The sequence below is a fragment of the Cypionkella sinensis genome (assembly GCF_042646385.1).
Taxonomy (GTDB): Bacteria; Pseudomonadota; Alphaproteobacteria; order Rhodobacterales; family Rhodobacteraceae; genus Cypionkella; species Cypionkella sinensis.
The window spans coordinates 172,968-189,436 of record NZ_JBHRTO010000002.1; the positions used below are offsets into that span (position 1 = coordinate 172,968).

General features: G+C 62.2%; 18 protein-coding genes. 7 read left to right on the forward strand and 11 right to left on the reverse strand.

Annotated features, from left to right (window positions below):
* Positions 1 to 252 precede the first annotated feature (252 nt).
* Genes ACFOGH_RS16050 through ACFOGH_RS16060 form a run of 3 tightly spaced genes read right to left on the reverse strand, consistent with a single transcriptional unit; the run spans position 253 to position 2,316 of the window.
* Positions 253 to 1,044, reverse strand: a complete 792-nt coding sequence (locus ACFOGH_RS16050) for an iron chelate uptake ABC transporter family permease subunit (RefSeq protein ID WP_380074174.1) — start codon at positions 1,042 to 1,044, stop codon at positions 253 to 255.
* Positions 1,037 to 1,810, reverse strand: coding sequence for an ATP-binding cassette domain-containing protein (locus ACFOGH_RS16055; protein WP_380074175.1), 774 nt, complete (start codon positions 1,808 to 1,810; stop codon positions 1,037 to 1,039). The genes ACFOGH_RS16050 and ACFOGH_RS16055 overlap by 8 nt, the downstream gene beginning before the upstream one ends.
* Positions 1,807 to 2,316, reverse strand: a complete 510-nt coding sequence (locus ACFOGH_RS16060) for a transcriptional repressor (protein WP_380074176.1) — start codon at positions 2,314 to 2,316, stop codon at positions 1,807 to 1,809. The genes ACFOGH_RS16055 and ACFOGH_RS16060 overlap by 4 nt, the downstream gene beginning before the upstream one ends.
* A gap of 69 nt (positions 2,317 to 2,385) precedes the next feature.
* On the opposite strand from ACFOGH_RS16060, the gene ACFOGH_RS16065 reads away from it, so the two are divergent.
* The 3 genes from ACFOGH_RS16065 to ACFOGH_RS16075 all read left to right on the forward strand — a co-directional run bounded on the left by ACFOGH_RS16065 (position 2,386) and on the right by ACFOGH_RS16075 (position 5,595).
* On the forward strand, positions 2,386 to 3,324 hold the full coding sequence (locus ACFOGH_RS16065; protein ID WP_380074177.1) for a zinc ABC transporter substrate-binding protein: 939 nt from the start codon (positions 2,386 to 2,388) through the stop codon (positions 3,322 to 3,324).
* Between the two features lie 60 nt (positions 3,325 to 3,384).
* Positions 3,385 to 4,335, forward strand: a complete 951-nt coding sequence (locus ACFOGH_RS16070) for an aldose epimerase family protein (protein WP_380074178.1) — start codon at positions 3,385 to 3,387, stop codon at positions 4,333 to 4,335.
* A gap of 102 nt (positions 4,336 to 4,437) precedes the next feature.
* Positions 4,438 to 5,595, forward strand: coding sequence for an MFS transporter (locus ACFOGH_RS16075; protein ID WP_380074179.1), 1,158 nt, complete (start codon positions 4,438 to 4,440; stop codon positions 5,593 to 5,595).
* Between the two features lie 214 nt (positions 5,596 to 5,809).
* Here the strand turns inward: ACFOGH_RS16075 and ACFOGH_RS16080 are convergent, their stop codons facing one another.
* The 7 genes from ACFOGH_RS16080 to ACFOGH_RS16110 all read right to left on the reverse strand — a co-directional run bounded on the left by ACFOGH_RS16080 (position 5,810) and on the right by ACFOGH_RS16110 (position 12,496).
* Positions 5,810 to 6,367, reverse strand: coding sequence for an isochorismatase family protein (locus tag ACFOGH_RS16080; protein WP_380074180.1), 558 nt, complete (start codon positions 6,365 to 6,367; stop codon positions 5,810 to 5,812).
* Between the two features lie 2 nt (positions 6,368 to 6,369).
* Positions 6,370 to 6,858 carry a DUF1993 domain-containing protein gene (locus ACFOGH_RS16085; protein ID WP_380074181.1) on the reverse strand — a complete coding sequence of 163 codons (489 nt, stop codon included), beginning with the start codon at positions 6,856 to 6,858 and terminating at the stop codon, positions 6,370 to 6,372.
* Positions 6,859 to 7,036: 178 nt separating this feature from the next.
* A complete protein-coding gene (gene argF / locus ACFOGH_RS16090; protein WP_380074182.1) occupies positions 7,037 to 7,963 on the reverse strand; it encodes an ornithine carbamoyltransferase in 927 nt (308 codons plus the stop codon).
* A 147-nt stretch (positions 7,964 to 8,110) separates the two neighbouring features.
* The gene (locus ACFOGH_RS16095; RefSeq protein WP_380074183.1) at positions 8,111 to 9,286 is read right to left on the reverse strand and encodes an aspartate aminotransferase family protein; all 1,176 of its coding nucleotides are present in this window, start codon (positions 9,284 to 9,286) and stop codon (positions 8,111 to 8,113) included.
* A gap of 359 nt (positions 9,287 to 9,645) precedes the next feature.
* Positions 9,646 to 10,980: an 8-oxoguanine deaminase gene (locus ACFOGH_RS16100; protein ID WP_380074184.1), complete on the reverse strand. Its 1,335-nt coding sequence runs from the start codon at positions 10,978 to 10,980 to the stop codon at positions 9,646 to 9,648.
* Positions 10,981 to 11,175: 195 nt separating this feature from the next.
* On the reverse strand, positions 11,176 to 11,976 hold the full coding sequence (locus ACFOGH_RS16105) for an inositol monophosphatase family protein (RefSeq protein WP_380074185.1): 801 nt from the start codon (positions 11,974 to 11,976) through the stop codon (positions 11,176 to 11,178).
* Positions 11,977 to 12,136: 160 nt separating this feature from the next.
* Positions 12,137 to 12,496 (reverse strand): helix-turn-helix domain-containing protein, encoded by a 360-nt coding sequence (locus ACFOGH_RS16110; protein WP_380074186.1) that lies wholly within the window; start codon positions 12,494 to 12,496, stop codon positions 12,137 to 12,139.
* A gap of 416 nt (positions 12,497 to 12,912) precedes the next feature.
* On the opposite strand from ACFOGH_RS16110, the gene ACFOGH_RS16115 reads away from it, so the two are divergent.
* A complete protein-coding gene (locus ACFOGH_RS16115) occupies positions 12,913 to 13,887 on the forward strand; it encodes an NADPH:quinone oxidoreductase family protein (RefSeq protein WP_380074187.1) in 975 nt (324 codons plus the stop codon).
* 90 nt (positions 13,888 to 13,977) lie between these two features.
* Here the strand turns inward: ACFOGH_RS16115 and ACFOGH_RS16120 are convergent, their stop codons facing one another.
* Positions 13,978 to 14,850 (reverse strand): LysR family transcriptional regulator, encoded by an 873-nt coding sequence (locus tag ACFOGH_RS16120; RefSeq protein WP_380074188.1) that lies wholly within the window; start codon positions 14,848 to 14,850, stop codon positions 13,978 to 13,980.
* 133 nt (positions 14,851 to 14,983) lie between these two features.
* Between ACFOGH_RS16120 and ACFOGH_RS16125 the strand changes: the two genes are divergently transcribed.
* The 3 genes from ACFOGH_RS16125 to ACFOGH_RS16135 all read left to right on the forward strand — a co-directional run bounded on the left by ACFOGH_RS16125 (position 14,984) and on the right by ACFOGH_RS16135 (position 16,411).
* Positions 14,984 to 15,214 (forward strand): DUF1127 domain-containing protein, encoded by a 231-nt coding sequence (locus ACFOGH_RS16125; protein WP_380074189.1) that lies wholly within the window; start codon positions 14,984 to 14,986, stop codon positions 15,212 to 15,214.
* A gap of 141 nt (positions 15,215 to 15,355) precedes the next feature.
* Complete coding sequence (locus ACFOGH_RS16130) at positions 15,356 to 16,090, forward strand: Bax inhibitor-1/YccA family protein (protein ID WP_380074190.1); 735 nt, start codon at positions 15,356 to 15,358, stop codon at positions 16,088 to 16,090.
* A 114-nt stretch (positions 16,091 to 16,204) separates the two neighbouring features.
* Positions 16,205 to 16,411, forward strand: a complete 207-nt coding sequence (locus ACFOGH_RS16135; RefSeq protein ID WP_380074191.1) for a hypothetical protein — start codon at positions 16,205 to 16,207, stop codon at positions 16,409 to 16,411.
* Positions 16,412 to 16,469: the final 58 nt, after the last annotated feature.

Sequence of the window (16,469 nt, forward strand, 5' to 3'; positions counted from 1 at the left end):
GCGATTGTGACGTGGATTTTCAACTAAGTCACAAGGCCCACCACAGGGCAGCGCCCGACCGCCGGGTGGGCGAGCCACAGAATTTCTAGGCACTTTATGCCTCACCAAATCCCCCAGGGTTTCTAGGCGAGACATGGCAATAGCGCCCGCCCGAGGGGGCGGTCGGGCGCTGCCCGGCGGCGCTAAAGCGCCTTGATTCCGGGCGGTGGCGGTTTGCTTGGCAAACGACTTGACGCCAAATCTGCCAACCCCCTACCCCCGCCGCACCTGCCCAAACACCGCCACCAGCGCGAAAATCACCGCCGCCGCCGACACAATCGACGGCCCCGCAGGCGTGTCCTGCCACAGCGACAGCCGCAACCCGACAAGGCACGCCAAGGCCCCAAACCCCGCCGCATACAGCGCCATCGCCTCGGGCGTCCGCGCCAGCCCCCGCGCCGCCGCCGCCGGAATGATCAGCATCGCCGCGATCAACAGTGCCCCCACGATCTTCAGCGCCACCGCCACCACCAGCGCCAAAGCCAGCGTCAGCACCAGCCGCTCGCGGTCCGGGTTCAACCCCGAGGCATGCGCCAGATCCTCATTCAGCGTCGCCGTCAACAGCGCCTGCCAACGCCAGACCAGCAGCGCCACCACCAACAACGCCCCGCCCCAGATGAACGCCAGATCCTGTTTCGACACCGCCAGAATATCGCCGAACAGATAGGTCGACAAATCCGCCCTTACCCCCGGCACATAGGAAATCGCCACCAACCCGAACGCCAGCGCCGAATGCGCGAGCACGCCCAAAGTGGTATCCATCGCCCAGCCCCGCGCCGCCAGGGTCGAGACCGTCCCCGCCATCGCCAGCGCCACAATCAGCGTGCCCACCCCAATCGGCAGATGCAGCGCCAGCGCCAAAGCCACGCCCAGAATCGCCGCATGGCTGGTGGCATCGCCAAAATACGCCATCCGCCGCCAGACCACGAAAGACCCCAGCGGCCCCGTCGCCAGCGCCAACCCCACCCCGGCCAAAGCCGCCCGCATCAGAAAGTCGTCAAGCATGATTATGTCCATGATGCGGGTCAGACGGCGCCCGCCCAAAAGCATCCACCCCGGTCGGCTCGTGGCTGTGATCATGCTGGTGCTGATACAAAGCCAGCGCGCCCTGCGACCCCAAGCCAAACAACGCGCGATATTCCGGCGCATTCGACACCACCACTGGCGAGCCCTGACAGCAGATATGCCCGTTCAGACAGATCACCCGGTCACTCGCCGCCATCACCACATGCAGATCGTGGGAAACCATCAGCACCGCCGCCCCGGTTTCGCGCCGCACCTCGTCGATCAGCCGGTAAAACCCCGCCTCGCCGGGTTGATCCAGACCCTGCGTCGGCTCGTCCAGCATCAGCACCTGTGGCCGCACCAGCAAAGCCCGCGCCAGCAGCACGCGCTGAAACTGCCCGCCCGACAGGCCCACCATCTGCCTCTCTTCGACCCCCGGCAAGCCCACCCGTGCCAAGGCCTTGGTGGCCTCGGCATCCGTCACCCGGACGGGAAGCGACAAGAACCGCCGCACCGTCATCGGCATACTGCGGTCAATCGACAGCTTTTGCGGCACATAACCCAACCGCAGCCCCGGCGCGCGTGTGACCGTCCCCGCCGCCAGCGGCAAAATCCCCAACAATGCCCGCAGCAACGTCGATTTGCCCGAGCCATTCGGGCCGAGAATCGTCACGATCTCGCCCGCTTCAATCGCCAGCGACACATCGCTCAGCACCGGCTCGGCGCCAAACCGCACCGAAAGCCCCTTCGCCGCCAGCAAGCTCATGCTGCCACCTGACAGCTTGGGCACAGCCCCAACGCCTCAACCGTGCTGCGCTCGATCACGAAGCCGCTTTGCGCCGCCGCGCCCTGCAAGGCCACCATCACCGGGGCGGCAGGTGCTTCGGCGACAATATTGCAAGCGCGGCAGATCAGAAACGCAGGCGCATGCGCCTCACCCGGATGCATGCAGGCGGTAAAGGCGTTCAGGCGGCGGATGCGATGCGCAAGCCCTTGTTCTTCCAGAAAATCCAGCGCGCGATAGGCCACGGGTGGTTGATTGCCAAAACCCTCGGCCGCCAGCCGGTTCAGCACATCATAAGCGCCCAGCGCGCGATGCTCCTCCAGCAAAATCTCCAGCACACGGCGGCGCACCGGGGTCAGCCGCAGGCCCTTTTCGGCCACCAAAGTCTCGGCCCGCGTCAAAGCATCCGCCGCGCAATGCGCATGGTCATGCGCCGCAAAGGCCAGATCGGGCACCTCGCAGCCCGGACACGCGTGATCATCTGCCATCTCGGCCCCTTGACATGTTATAATATAACAATCATACCGCCCTTCGTCGCCAAACGAAAGACCCAACCGATGCGTTATATCATATCCCTCGCCCTTGCCAGCCTGCCCTGTGCCGCCCTTGCCGAAGTGCCGCGTGTTGTCACCGACATCCCCCCCGTCCACGCGCTGGTCAGCCAAGTGATGGGCGACCTTGGCACGCCGGTTCTGCTGCTGGAAAAGGGCGCAGACGAGCATGATTTTCAACTGCGCCCCAGCCAGATGCAAAGCATCGCAGACGCCGATACCGTGATCTGGATCGGCCCGGAACTGACCCCATGGCTCGACCGTGCGATGACAGACAGCAAAGCGGTTTCCCTGCCGCTTCTGGATGCAAAAGGCACCCAGACCCAAGCCTATCCCGAAGGCCAAGGCGAAGAAGAAGAGGACCATCACGAAGACGAGGCCGACCACGCCGCGCATGACCACGCCGAGCACGCCCATGACGGCACCGATCCGCATGCCTGGATGAACCCCGCCAACGCGGAAATCTGGGTTGACCTGATCGCGGCTGACCTTTCCAGCCTCGACCCCGACAATGCCGCGACCTACGCCGCCAATGCCGCCGCCACCAAGGCCCGCATTGTGGCGATGGATGCCGAGATCACCGCGCAACTGGCCCCGATCAAAGACAAACCCTTCGTCACCTTCCACGCCGCCTATGGCTATTTCGCCGCCCATTACGGCCTTGCCCACCACGGTTCCTTGGCTTTGGGCGATGCCACCACCCCCGGCGCTGCCAAACTCACCGCCCTGCAAGCCGATCTCAAGGCCGGTGCCTACGCCTGCGCCTTCCCGGAAGTGCAGCACGACCCCGCCCTGCTGACGCAACTGATGCAGGGCAGCACCACCAAACTCGGCGCAGCGCTGGATCCCGTCGGCTCGTCGCTGCCCTTCGGCCCGGATGCCTATGACACGCTGATGCGCTCTATCGCCACCACCTTGGCAGATTGCCTGAACGCCAAACCCTAAACGTCTCGACTTGACCTCGGCGCGGCGATGGTCCCTGATCGCCGCGCACAGGAGGGGCATATGGCATATTTCGGCACAACGGCAGCGGGTGAAACGGTTGATCGCATCACCCTGACCGCAGGCGATCTGACAGCCCAGATCCTGACATGGGGGGCTGTGCTGCAGTCCGTCCGTCTGGCGGGCATCCCGCATGATCTGACCCTAGGTTCCGAAACCCTCGCCGATTACGAAGGCGATCTGCGCTACCACGGCTCGATCATCGCCCCCGTCGTCAACCGCCTGACCAATGCCACAGCCCCGCTTGATGACAAAACCCTGCAGTTTCAGGTCAATTTCAACGGCCAGCACACCCTGCACTCCGGCGATGCGGGCACGCATCTGAAAGTGTGGGAAATCCTGCACGCCACGCAATCCGAATGCCGCCTTGCCCTGACCCTGCCCGATGGCGAAGGCGGCTTCCCTGGCAACCGCCGGATCGAGGCGCATTTTACCGCCGAAGCCCCCGCCACCCTGCGCCTGACCATCACCACCATAACCGACGCCGACACCATCCTGAACGCCACCAACCACAGCTATTGGAACCTTGACGGCAGCGCCGATTTCAGCGGCCACAGCCTGCAAATCCCAGCCGACCACTACCTGCCCACCACGCCCGAATTCATCCCCACCGGCGAAATCCGCGCCGCCGCCGGAATGTTCGATTTCCGCAAACCCAAGGCCATTTCCACCCACACCCCCGACCTTGATAATTGCTTTTGTCTAGGCACCCAGCAAACCCCACTGCGCGATGCGCTGACCTTGACGGGCGCATCCGGCCTGCAACTGACCGTCGCCACCACCGAACCCGGCATTCAAGTCTACGACTGCCGCCACGACCATTTCAAAGGTGTCGCGATCGAGGCCCAAGGCTGGCCCGATGCGCCCAACAAACCCGGTTTCCCGCCGATCACCCTGCGCGCAGGCGACACGCTGACCCAAGTGACCGAATGGCGCTTCACCCCACCAGTCTGAACACACCGACCTGAAACAGTTGAAACAAAAGGTGCAGCCCGCCCCCTTCCCCCGCCGCTGAACAGATTCTACTGCTGTCAGCGCTAACGAGGGAGAGGCAGCATGTCACAACCAAACATCGGTCGCTGGGCCGTCGCGGCAATGTTTGCCACCAACGGCTTTGTCATGGGCGCTTGGGCACCGCAAATCCCGCTGCTGCTGTCGCGCCACGGCATCAGCAACACCGCCCTTGGCCTGTTGATCCTGGCCCTTGGCCTGGGCGCTGTCGGTGCGATGCTGTTTGCGGGCCGCCTGATTCAATCCTACGGCTCGCGCAGCGTCGCCCGCGCCTTTGGTCTGGCCACCGCCCCCGCCTTGCCGCTGGTGGTGCTGGCCCCGAACCTGTGGCTGCTCACCCCCGCCATGGCCCTGATGGGCGCGCTGATCGGCTGCATGGATGTGGCGATGAACGCCAATGCGGTCGAGGTCGAGCGCCGCCTGGGCCGCGCCATCATGTCCTCCAGCCACGGCTTCTGGAGCCTTGGCGGCTTTGTCGGCGGCCTTGGCGGCAGCTATGTGATCGCGCGATGGGGGGCAGAGCCGCAGGCACTGATGGTCGCCGCGATTGCCTTGGCTACGGTGCTGCTGGCCGAGCCGAAACTGATCACCGACGCGCCCCACCCCACAGCCGAAAAGCCCGCCCCACATGCGCTGTTGCCGCGCGACGCAAGCCTGTGGATCTTGGGCTTCATGGCGCTGTTCTCGATGGTGCCCGAAGGTGCCGTGCTGGATTGGGCCGCGATCTATCTCGGCCGCGAGCTTGGAGCCGACATCTTCCGCGCCGGTCTGGGCTTTGCTGGTTTCGCCGCCGCCATGGCCGTGATGCGCTTTGCCGGCGACCGTCTGCGCAATCGTTTTGGCGCGGTGAGAACCCTGCAAATCTCAGGCGTTATCTCGGCCGCAGGCCTGCTGGGCGGCGCGCTTGCCCCGAATGACATCGTGGCCATCGCCAGCTTTACCTTTGCAGGCCTTGGCGTGGCAAACATGGTGCCGATCATGTTTTCTGCCGCCGGAAACCACCCCGGCATGGCGGCAGGGGCTGCGATTTCCACCGTCACCATGGTCGGTTACGCAGGCATCCTCGTTGCCCCCTCGACCATCGGTTTTGTCGCCGATCACATCGGCTTCCGTGCCACCTATGCCGCTTTGGCCGTGGTGCTGCTGGTGGTCACAGCGCTTGCGCCAAGGGTCAAAGCCGCTGATGGGGTGAAGCCCCTTTGAAGCGAAAGAAAACTCTGCGGGGCAGAGTTTTCCGCTTCATTGCTCATAAGGCGGAACGCCGTTGAGCAAGGGGCGTTGTGCCACAAACCTTCGCCATGAAAATCGGGGCGCGCCTGACTGGGCGGGCGCGGACTCGCGCCTGCCAAGGGGCAGGCAGGCGCGCCCCGATTTGTCACGGGCCAAATCGGGCAAGACACCCAAACCGCAATGAAAATTACGCCGCCACCCGCGCCAAAACCTCATCCGCGCTGGCGACCTGCGCGAACTCGCCATCCAGATTGGCCAGCGTCATCTCCAACACATCCGCTGCCGCCACTTCCCGGCCATCGCGCAAAATCTGGCGGAAGTTGATCAGCGCATCGCCCACCACCGTCGTGGCATAGCCAAGGTTCCCCGCCATCCGCACCGTGCTTTCCACGCAGTAATTCGCAGCCCCGCCAATCACCACCAGATCGGTGATGCCCTGCGCCGCCAGATGATCACCCAAACCCGTGCCGATAAACCCGGACGAGCCTTGCTTGATGAACACCGCCTCACCCGCCAGCGGTGCCGCGCAAGGCTGCACCGCTGATCCGGGCTGATCGGCATGAAAACTGTCGCCGGGGTTCGGGTCGTGGTGATGCACATGCACCATCGGCAAGCCTTTGTCGCGAAAGGCTTTCAGCAAAGCGGCAATGCTGGTCTCGGCTTCTGGATTGCCCCAGACAAAGCCCTTGGCCCGCCGCTCGACGAAAGCCATCTGCACGTCAATCACCAGCAATGCCGTCGCCATGTTTATGCCCCCAGAAAATCGGTCTTGCCGATCTCAACCCCATTGGCGCGCAGGATATTGTAGCAGGTGCTCATGTGGAAATAGAAATTCGGCACCGCAAAGCCGTGGTAATATTGCGCCGCCGGAAAGCTCAACTCGCGCGGGCCTGCCTTGACGCTGATCGTGCGCGCCTCGGCGCCCTCAAACGCATCCGCCGGGATGGTGGCGATAAAGGCGATGGTCTTGGCAATCCGCTCTTTCAGCTCGGCCAGCGTGGTTTCGGTATCTGCAAAGCTCGGCACGTCCAGCCCCGCCAGCCGCGCAGGCGCGCCCTTGGCATGGTCGCAGGCGATGGTGACTTGCCGCCACAGCGGCAGCATATCGGCGATCAGACGCAGTTGCGGGATCACCTCGGGCTTGATGTTGCGGGCTTCGGCAAAGGCCTCGGCCTTATCAAGGATCTTCGACAAAGCGGTCAGCGAATGGGTGAAGAACGGAACCGGGTTCTGCATTTTAAGGGCCTTTCGGGCGATGATTTCGCCCGCCACAAGGCCGCACAAATCCGCGAATTGCAAGCCCCGGCGCAGCACACACGCCGGGGTTCAAGGCCTGACTAGAGGTCAATACCCTCCCATTAAGCCATTGATTTTGATATGAAATACAGCTTGCCCGCGCACGGGCAGGCCGCGATCAAACGCCCAGACACCAGCGCATCACAGCCTTTTGCGCATGCAGCCGATTTTCCGCCTCATCGAAAATCACCGAATGCGGGCCGTCCATCACAGCACTGGTCGCCTCATCATTGCGATGCGCCGGCAGGCAATGCATGAACAAGGCGTCAGGCTTGGCGCGGCTCATCAAGGCTTCATTCACCTGATAGGGCCGCAACTGATTGTGACGGCGCTCCTTGGCCGATTCCGGGTCGTGCATGGAAACCCAAGTATCCGTCACCACCAGATCGGCCCCGGCGACAGCCTTGACCGGATCCCGCTCAATCGTCACCCGGCTGCCCTTCTCACGCGCAAAGCCGACAAACTTGCCCTCTGGGTCCAAAGTCTCTGGCCCGGTAAAGGTGAAATCAAAGCCAAACTGCCCCGCCGCGTGCAGGAACGACCCGCAGACGTTGTTGCCGTCCCCGGCCCAGACCACCTTCTTGCCCGCAATCGGGCCGCGATGCTCTTCATAGGTCATCACATCCGCCATGATCTGACAGGGATGCGTGCGGTTGGTCAGGCCATTGATCACCGGCACCGTCGCATGTTCCGCCATCTCCAGCAGCGTGGCTTCCTCAAAGGTGCGGATCATGATCAGATCGACATAGCGCGACAACACCCGCGCGGTATCGGCAATCGTCTCGCCATGACCCAGTTGCATTTCCTTGCCCGACAGCACCATGGTCTGCCCGCCCATCTGCCGCACACCGACATCAAACGACACACGCGTGCGGGTCGAGGGTTTCTCGAAAATCAGCGCCACCATGCGCCCCGCCAGCGGCTGGTCATCATCCGGCGTGCCCTTGGGGCGGTTGTTGCGGGCCTGCTTCATCGCATGCGCCGAGTTGATCATCGCCCGCAAATCGCTGGCATCGGTTTTGTGGATATCAAGGAAGTGTTTCATGTCGCGTCTCTTGTTGGGCGAAGATTGGGGGTTTCACACCCCCAAACCCCCGTGGGATATTTGAGCAGAGAGGATGACCAAAGGGTCAGCACCCTACTCGTCGGGACGCACAATGCGCGGCTTCAGCGCTGGGATGGGTCAGATACATCAGGCCGCCTCAACCCGCGCCGCCGCCCGGTCCAGCCGCGCCAGCGCTTCCGAAATATCAGCCTCAGTGATGTTCAACGCAGGCAGCAGCCGCAAGACATTATCGGCCGCGGGCACCGTCAGCAGATGCTCGGCATAGCCCGCCTTCACCACATCAGAATTCGCCGCCTTGCACTTCAGCCCCAGGATCAGGCCCTGCCCGCGCACCGCCTCGAACACCGTCGGATGGCTGGCGACCAGCCCTTCCAGCCCCTGCCGGAACTGCGCAGCCCGCCGCGACACCGTGTCGAGGAACGCATCCTCGGCCACAATCTCCATCACCTTGGCCCCCACCGCACAGCCCAACGGATTGCCGCCATAGGTCGACCCATGCGTTCCCGCCACCATGCCAGAGGCAGCGTTTTCCGTGGCCAACACCGCGCCCAACGGAAAGCCGCCGCCGATGCCCTTGGCGACCATCATGATATCCGGCGTGATCCCCGACCATTCATGCGCAAACAGCTTGCCCGTCCGCCCGACCCCGCATTGCACCTCGTCGAAAATCAACAGCGTGCCGGTTTCATCGCACAGATCGCGCAGGCCCTTCAGGCACTGATCCGGCACCACCCGGATACCGCCTTCGCCCTGCACAGGCTCGATGATCACGGCACAGGTGCGGGTGGTGATCGCTGCCCGCAGCGCATCATGATCGCCCCATTTCAACTGCCGGAACCCCGGCATCAGCGGGCCAAAGCCCTTGACCATCTTTTCCGATCCCGCCGCTGCGATCGCCCCGGTTGAGCGACCATGGAACGCCCCCTCGAACGCGATGATCTCCACCCGGTCGGCCTGATCGTTGTCATAGTGATATTTCCGGGCCATCTTGATCGCCAATTCGCAGGCTTCGGTGCCGGAATTGGTAAAGAACACGGTATCGGCAAAGGTCTTGTCCACCAGCATCTCGGCCAGCTTTTCCTGCTGCGGGATGCGGTAAAGGTTCGACACATGCCACAACTGCGCCGCCTGTTCGCTCAAAGCCGCCACCAGCGCCGGGTTGGCATGGCCCAAGGAATTCACCGCAATGCCAGCACCCAGATCCAGATATCGGCTGCCATCCTCGGCGGTCAACCAACTTCCTTCGCCTTTGACAAAAGCCATCGGCGCGCGGTTATAGGTGGGCAAAACGGCGGTGATCATAGGCGGGGCCTTTCACGGGATATGCCTTAGGCGTAGCCAAGGACAAGGGGACAAGTCAACGAGGGTCAGCCCATTTCGCCGGGCCAAAGCGGATCAAACGTCTGGGCTTTTCAGCGCAGGCGTCGGGGACGGGCAATAAGGGCGGTCCGTGTGATCATGGCCGCGGTCTTAGCGGATGCGGCTTGGGCTGTAAATCTATTTCCAGGCTGTTTTGCAGCAATTGCGGGCCCCATTGGCCACAGGACAGCCCGCAATCACAACATATGGTATAAAATGGCCAAAATTTGACAGAAATACACAAGTCATTCCCAGCTGGGAATGCGCATTTCTCACGGCATACCTCTCAAGCCTGCGCCGGTTCAGACCAAGGCCCGCGCCAAGCGGTTCTGCCGCGCGATCACGGCAGGCAGATCAATCGTCGCTATCCGGCCCTCGCGCACCACCGCCCGCCCCTCGACAAACAGATCGCGGACGCGGGTAGGCCCGCACAGGATCAGGCTGGCCACTGGGTCCCAAGACCCCGCCGCCTCGATCCCCGACACATCCCAGATCGCCAGATCAGCGCGCTTGCCGACCTCAAGGCTGCCGCAATCACCGCGGCCCAGCACCTGTGCGCCGCCCAACGTCGCAATCTCCAACGCCTCGCGCGCGGCCATCGCATCGGCACCGCGGGCCACCCGTTGCAACAGCAGCGCCTGCCGCGCCTCCAGCACCAGATTGCCCGCATCATTGCTGGCCGAGCCATCAACGCCAAGCCCCACCTTCACGCCGCGATCCCGCATCGCCCGCACCGGCGCAATGCCGGACCCCAAGCGGCAGTTGGAACAGGGGCAATGCGCCACCCCCGTGCCCGAGCGCGCAAACAGGTCAATCTCGCCCGCGTCCAGCTTGACACAATGCGCGTGCCAGACATCCGCACCCGTCCAGCCCAGATCTTCGGCATATTGCCCCGGACGGCAGCCAAACTTCGCCAGCGAATAGGCGATATCCTCGTCATTCTCCGCCAGATGGGTGTGCAGCATCACCCCCTTGTCGCGCGCCAGCAACGCCGCTTCCCGCATCAGATCGCGGGAAACCGAGAACGGCGAGCAAGGCGCAATCCCCACCCGCACCATCGCCCCCTCGGCTTTATCGTGAAAGCGGTCCACCACCCGGATGCAATCCTCCAGAATGGCCGCTTCCCGCTCCACCAGACTGTCGGGCGGCAGACCGCCATCCGACACGCCAATGCTCATCGCCCCGCGTGTGGGGTGAAACCGCAAGCCGACCTCGCCCGCCGCCGCAATCGTATCATCCAACCGCGCGCCATTCGGGAACAGATACAGATGATCCGAGGTCAGCGAACAGCCCGAAAGCGCCAATTCCGCCAAGCCCACCTGCGCGGATACAAACATCTCCTCCGGCCCGAACTTCGCCCAGATCGGATAGAGCGTCTGCAACCAGCCAAACAGCAGCGCATCCTGCCCCCCCGGCACCACCCGCGTCAGCGTCTGATAGAGGTGATGATGCGTGTTGACCAAACCCGGTGTGACCACACAGCCCCGCGCCTCCACCACCGCGCCCGTCGTCGTCAACCCCTGCCCCACAGCCGCAATCACCCCATCGCGCAGCAGCACATCGCCGCCCGCAATCTCGCGCCGCGCGCCGTCCATCGTCACCACGACATCGGCGTTCTTGATCAGAATTTCAGACATGATTTCCCCGTTTCACCACCCCCTTCGGTGGATCAGGGAATGCGCGACAGAAGGGGGAGTGAAGGACTCGCGCCCACAAAACCTACCAAAGCCGCGCGCACAGGCCAAGCCCCTTCATCTTGGCAGAAATACTCTCGGGGGGAGGGCGAAGCCCGTCGGGGGCAGACAGCCCCCGCGATTTTTCTCAAAAATCGTCTAGCCGTTCAGCAAAGCCAAAGCCTCGGCGTGGATCTCGGCATTCGCTGCCGCCAGCACCCGCCCGCCATCCAGACAGGGCTTGCCGGCCCAATCGGTGACAATCCCGCCCGCCGCCTCGATCACCGCAATCGGCGCCTGCACATCATAGGCCTGCAACCCCGCCTCGATCACCAGATCAATCTGCCCTGCCGCGATCAGACCATAGGCGTAACAATCCATGCCATAGCGCACCAGCTTGGCCTTGGGGGCCACCCGGCGAAACGCCGCACCCTCGTCTGCCGTGCCCACCTCGGGAAAGGTCGAAAACAAGATCGCCTCTGACAGCGGCCGCGCCGGGCGGGTTTTCAGCGCCCGCCGCCCCATCGGCCCATTCACCTCGGCCCGACCCAGGCCACCCTCAAAGCGTTCCTGAATATAGGGCTGGTCGATCACACCATAAATCACGCCATCGGCATCGCGGACCGAAATCAGCACACCCCAGGTTGGCGTGCCAGAAAGATAGCCGCGCGTGCCGTCGATCGGGTCCAGCACCCATGTCAGCCCTGAAGTGCCCGCAACCGGCGCGAATTCCTCGCCCAGAATCCCATCCGCAGGTCGCCGTTCGGCCAGGATCGCCCGCATCCGCTGCTCAGACAGCCTGTCCGCCACCGTCACCGGATCAAACCGCGCCGCTTCCTTGTTATCTGCCGTCAACCCATCGCTGCGAAAATGCTGCAACGTCGCCACACGCGCCGCATCCGCCAAAGCTGCCGCCGTGGCGATGATGTCTTGCGCTTCATTGTCGGAGAAATTTCTCATCTCTTGCCCCATCACAGGGCTAAAACGCCCGTCGCCCGCAAAGTGTTCAGCCTTGGCTAAGCACTTGCGGGCGAGCGGTCAAGCTTCGTCAATCACGTAATTGGGGGCAATTCACGCAACAGAAACGTCGCTTTACTCGTTACAGAAACCAAAGCACTCGTTACGCAGCTTCACTCAACACGCGCGCCAGATCGAACAAACGCCGGCGCTGTGCTTCGGGGATGGCGTAGTAGGACCGAACCAGTTCCAGGGCTTCCTTGTCCGCCATCATATCGTGACCAGCCGCAGCAGCCTGCGCGCCATCGGCCAAACCTTCAAAGAAAAATGCAATCGTCACCCCAAGCGCATCTGCGATATCCCACAGCCGCGAGGCAGAAACCCGGTTCATCCCGGTTTCATATTTTTGAATCTGCTGAAACTTGATACCCACCTTATCGGCAAGCTGCTGTTGCGTCATGCCGATCATCCACCGGCGATGGCGGACACGTTTGCCGACATGGGCGTCAACGGGGTGCTTCATAACAGTCTCCACTTTCAATGCTACCTTAACACCCTCATATAAGCAATTTCCGTGCCAATTTTCGTAAATTCGATTTTCTCCTCAGATTCTCTGAAAGCCATCTGAAAACCTGTCTTTTTGGATATGTCCAATTATACAGGCGAACAAGAAACAGCCCCCGGATGTAGCCTACACCCCCACGCGTTTACGTCAGGCGCGCAACTCTGCTTTAGCGTGTGTTCTATTTTGCATCGCAATATGCAATGAAAATCGCCCATTCTTCGCATATTGCGAAGGTTAACGAATGTGGCATCGTTTCCAGTAAATCGGCGATGATGCTGCGCAACAGAAATTGTCTCGAAACACGCAAAACTGGCATTTTTCTTGGCCTTTTTTCACACTATCTGACACCACGTCGCGCAAGGCAGAGGAAGAATATGCAGGTTTGGCAAGTCACGGCCCTGGGCCATCCGGCAGAGCGCACAGAGCGGGCGCTGCCAGTCGCCTCTTCCGGGCAGGCGCGGGTGAAAGTAGCTGCGGTGGGATTGAACTTCGCCGATCTGCTCATGGCGGAGGGCAAGTATCAGGAACGCCCCACTCTCCCGTTCATTCCGGGGATGGAGTTTGCAGGCACAATCGACAGCATCGCCCCAGATAGCGCCACTGGGTTGCAACCCGGTGATCGCGTCGCAGGCTTTGCCAGTGGCGGAGCACTGGCCGAGTATGTCACAGCACAGGCCGCACATCTGATCGCGCTGCCCGCCAGCATGAGCTTTGCGCAGGCGGCCGCATTTCAGATTGCCTATGGCACCTCGCATCTGGCGCTTGACCGCAAGGCCCGCCTGCAACCTGGCGAGGTTCTGCTGGTGTTTGGTGCAGCAGGCGGTGTCGGGCTGACGGCGGTGGAAATCGGCAAGCGTATGGGCGCGCGGGTGATCGCCTGCGCGCGTGGGGCAGAAAAGCTGGAGATTGCCCGCGCCGCCGGGGCAGATGTGTTGATCGACAGCGATACACCCGATCTGAAAGCCGCGCTCAAGGCCGCCGCAAAGCCGTGGGGCGGTGTGGATGTGGTCTATGATCCGGTCGGCGGCCCGGCCTTTGCCGCTGCCCTGTCGGCTTGCCGCCCAGAGGGCCGCCTGCTGACCATCGGCTTTGCCTCGGGTCAGTTGCCCGATATCCCTGCCAATCACCTGCTGGTGAAAAACCTCAGCGTGATGGGGCTGTATTGGGGCGGCTATATGACCTTCGCACCGCAAGTGTTGGCCGACAGCCTGCGCACGCTGTTCCAGTGGTTTGCCGAGGGCGGATTGCGCCCACATATCAGCCACGAGTTGCCTTTCGCCGATTACCCTAAAGGGCTGGAACTGCTGCGCACGCGCAAAGCCACCGGCAAAGTGGTGATCACGCTCTAACCCCTTCCCAAGCCGCCCCGGACTTGATCCGGGGCCTCATGGCCAAAGCGGAGGCCCCGGAACAAGTCCTGGGTGGCTTAGTGCGCTGGGTTACGCCACCGAACGGATAGCCCGCGACAGGTAATGCTGCCGCACCATCCCGGCCAGCGCAGAAACCGCCTCGGAATGCACCGGGTCGGCCACATACATATTGACCTTGATCACCGCGAGATCGGGCAGTGCCCCGCCATGCGCGATGCGCTCGACAAACGGCGGCTCTGATCCTGCCAGCACCGCATGCACCGCCAGATCGGCTGAAACGCTCGCCTCAATCCCGCGGGTGTCGTCGCTTTCGACCGCCATCTCCCACGGCATGCCTGCCTCATTCAGCGCCGCCTGCACACCTTGGCGGAAGATGCAGTTATGCGCAAAGGCCAGCCGCAATGGCCGCCCCTTCCACGCTGTGCCCTCGGGCGCGCCCACCCAGACCAGCGGCAATTCGGCCAAAGTCTGCCCGCCCGGCGACACTTCCGCCTCGGTCGTCAGGATCACATCACATTCGCCGCGCGCAAACTGCGCCTTCAGCACTCGCGTGAAGGAGGAGATCAGCGAGACCTTCATCTTCGGATATTCCTTGGCAAACCGCCGCAGCACCTGCGGGATCGCCGGGTACACGATGTCATGCGGCACACCCAGCACGATCTCACCCTCGTGCTGGGCTTGGGTCAGCCGCCCGAACACCTCGTCGTTCAATGACAGCATCCGCCGCGCATAGCCCAGCAACTGCTCACCCGCCGCTGTAAGCCCGACCTGCCGCGCCGAGCGATCCAGAAGCTGCGTGTCCAGCATTTCCTCCAGCCGCTTGATCTGCATCGACACCGCCGATTGCGTCAGATTGAGAAAGCCTGCCGCACGGGTCACACCGCCCGCATCGGCAATCGCCACGAAAGAGCGCAGCGAGGTCAGATCGAGATTCCGCGTCATATCACAATCCTTGATGCGAGAAGTCAAAAGCATTCATTTTTATAATGTCACAGATTCGGGCATAAGGATCAAGTGCTGTGATGAAACAAACGACTCACATCACCGACGCCGATGAACCTGAAAGGATATCACTATGTTCGCCTCGCTCCACACCTCCACATTGGCCGTAGCCCATGTGCAGTCGCGCGGCACTCTTGCGGATCTGGCCAAGCGTTTTCGCCTTGCCATGATCGCCCGCCGCCAGCGCGCACAGCTGGCAAAACTGGATGATGCAATGCTGGCCGATATCGGCATCTCGCCGCGTCAAGCCGCCACCGAAGCCGCGCGTTCGGCATGGGATGTGCCCAGCAACTGGCTGCGCTGAAACGTCGTTACTGCGACATTTACGCCCCAAGGATTTCCTGTATCGGAAATCCTTGAAATCACGCCCAACAGTCCCGATATTGACAGCATTAGGCAGCGCGGAGACCCGCGCGACCTTCAGTCCATCTATTCGGAGGCTTCCATGGCTGACTATCAGACGATCCGCCCCTCGGGCCAGACCGCCGGCGTTGGCGCACGGAGCGCCAACATCGACGCAGGTTTGCGGGCGCATATGAACAAGGTTTACGGGCTGATGTCCGTGGCCATGCTGATCACCGGCGGCGTTGCTTGGGCCATTGGCACCAATGAAACGCTGGTACAGCAAATCTTCATGACCCCGCTGAAATGGGTCGTGATGTTCGCGCCCCTGATCATGGTGTTCGCCTTTGGCGCGCTGATCAACCGCTTGTCGGTCGCCGCTGCACAACTGTTCTTCTATGTCTATGCTGCTGCGGTGGGCCTGTCGCTGGCCTTCATCTTTGCCGTCTACACGCAAACCTCGATCGCGCAGACCTTCCTTGTGACCGCAATCGCCTTCGCGGGGCTTAGCCTCTATGGCTATACCACCAAGAAAGACCTGTCGGGCATGGGCACGTTCCTGATGATGGGCCTGATCGGCGTCATCGTCGCCTCGATCGTGAACATCTTCTTGGGTTCTGGCGCGCTGGCTTTCGCGATCTCGGTGATCGGCTTGTTGATCTTCGCAGGTCTGACCGCATTTGATACCCAGAGCATCAAGAACGAATACATCCAGCACGCCCAATACGGCGATCAGGATTGGTTGGGGAAATCGGCGATCATGGGCGCGCTGCGTCTGTATCTCGACTTCATCAACATGTTCATGTTCCTGCTGCAATTCCTGGGCAACCGCGAATAAGCCATAGCGACAGCGAACAACATTCAAACCCCGCCAGCCCAGCGCTGGCGGGGTTTTTCTTTGCGAGGAACCCCAGCGTCTGCGGCGCGTTTGCTTGCCACAGGAGGACTGAACATGAGCAAACTCGATCAAACAAAGCAGACCACCGACACCAAGTTCAACGTGCAGGCCGACGCGCAAAAGCAAAAGATGGACGCGGCGGCTGCGAAGCACGCCAACACCATGCGCGGCAACACCGAGCCGAATGCTGGCGGCCAGAACCGCGAAGCGGGGGATCGCAAGGCCCGCCAGAATGATCGTGCCACCAATGGCGGCGAATAGTTTTCAGTGAAAAGCCGGGTCTACGCCCGGCCTTCTATCAAGTTCAAATTCACTGGAA

Bases quoted from the DNA above. Each gene is read 5' to 3' on its own strand.
- ACFOGH_RS16050 (WP_380074174.1), bottom strand. From the start codon at position 1,044: ATGCTTGACGACTTTCTGATGCGGGCGGCTTTGGCCGGGGTGGGGTTG.
- ACFOGH_RS16055 (WP_380074175.1), bottom strand. From the start codon at position 1,810: ATGAGCTTGCTGGCGGCGAAGGGGCTTTCGGTGCGGTTTGGCGCCGAG.
- ACFOGH_RS16060 (WP_380074176.1), bottom strand. From the start codon at position 2,316: ATGGCAGATGATCACGCGTGTCCGGGCTGCGAGGTGCCCGATCTGGCC.
- ACFOGH_RS16065 (WP_380074177.1), top strand. From the start codon at position 2,386: ATGCGTTATATCATATCCCTCGCCCTTGCCAGCCTGCCCTGTGCCGCC.
- ACFOGH_RS16070 (WP_380074178.1), top strand. From the start codon at position 3,385: ATGGCATATTTCGGCACAACGGCAGCGGGTGAAACGGTTGATCGCATC.
- ACFOGH_RS16075 (WP_380074179.1), top strand. From the start codon at position 4,438: ATGTCACAACCAAACATCGGTCGCTGGGCCGTCGCGGCAATGTTTGCC.
- ACFOGH_RS16080 (WP_380074180.1), bottom strand. From the start codon at position 6,367: ATGGCGACGGCATTGCTGGTGATTGACGTGCAGATGGCTTTCGTCGAG.
- ACFOGH_RS16085 (WP_380074181.1), bottom strand. From the start codon at position 6,858: ATGCAGAACCCGGTTCCGTTCTTCACCCATTCGCTGACCGCTTTGTCG.
- argF (WP_380074182.1), bottom strand. From the start codon at position 7,963: ATGAAACACTTCCTTGATATCCACAAAACCGATGCCAGCGATTTGCGG.
- ACFOGH_RS16095 (WP_380074183.1), bottom strand. From the start codon at position 9,286: ATGATCACCGCCGTTTTGCCCACCTATAACCGCGCGCCGATGGCTTTT.
- ACFOGH_RS16100 (WP_380074184.1), bottom strand. From the start codon at position 10,980: ATGTCTGAAATTCTGATCAAGAACGCCGATGTCGTGGTGACGATGGAC.
- ACFOGH_RS16105 (WP_380074185.1), bottom strand. From the start codon at position 11,976: ATGAGAAATTTCTCCGACAATGAAGCGCAAGACATCATCGCCACGGCG.
- ACFOGH_RS16110 (WP_380074186.1), bottom strand. From the start codon at position 12,496: ATGAAGCACCCCGTTGACGCCCATGTCGGCAAACGTGTCCGCCATCGC.
- ACFOGH_RS16115 (WP_380074187.1), top strand. From the start codon at position 12,913: ATGCAGGTTTGGCAAGTCACGGCCCTGGGCCATCCGGCAGAGCGCACA.
- ACFOGH_RS16120 (WP_380074188.1), bottom strand. From the start codon at position 14,850: ATGACGCGGAATCTCGATCTGACCTCGCTGCGCTCTTTCGTGGCGATT.
- ACFOGH_RS16125 (WP_380074189.1), top strand. From the start codon at position 14,984: ATGTTCGCCTCGCTCCACACCTCCACATTGGCCGTAGCCCATGTGCAG.
- ACFOGH_RS16130 (WP_380074190.1), top strand. From the start codon at position 15,356: ATGGCTGACTATCAGACGATCCGCCCCTCGGGCCAGACCGCCGGCGTT.
- ACFOGH_RS16135 (WP_380074191.1), top strand. From the start codon at position 16,205: ATGAGCAAACTCGATCAAACAAAGCAGACCACCGACACCAAGTTCAAC.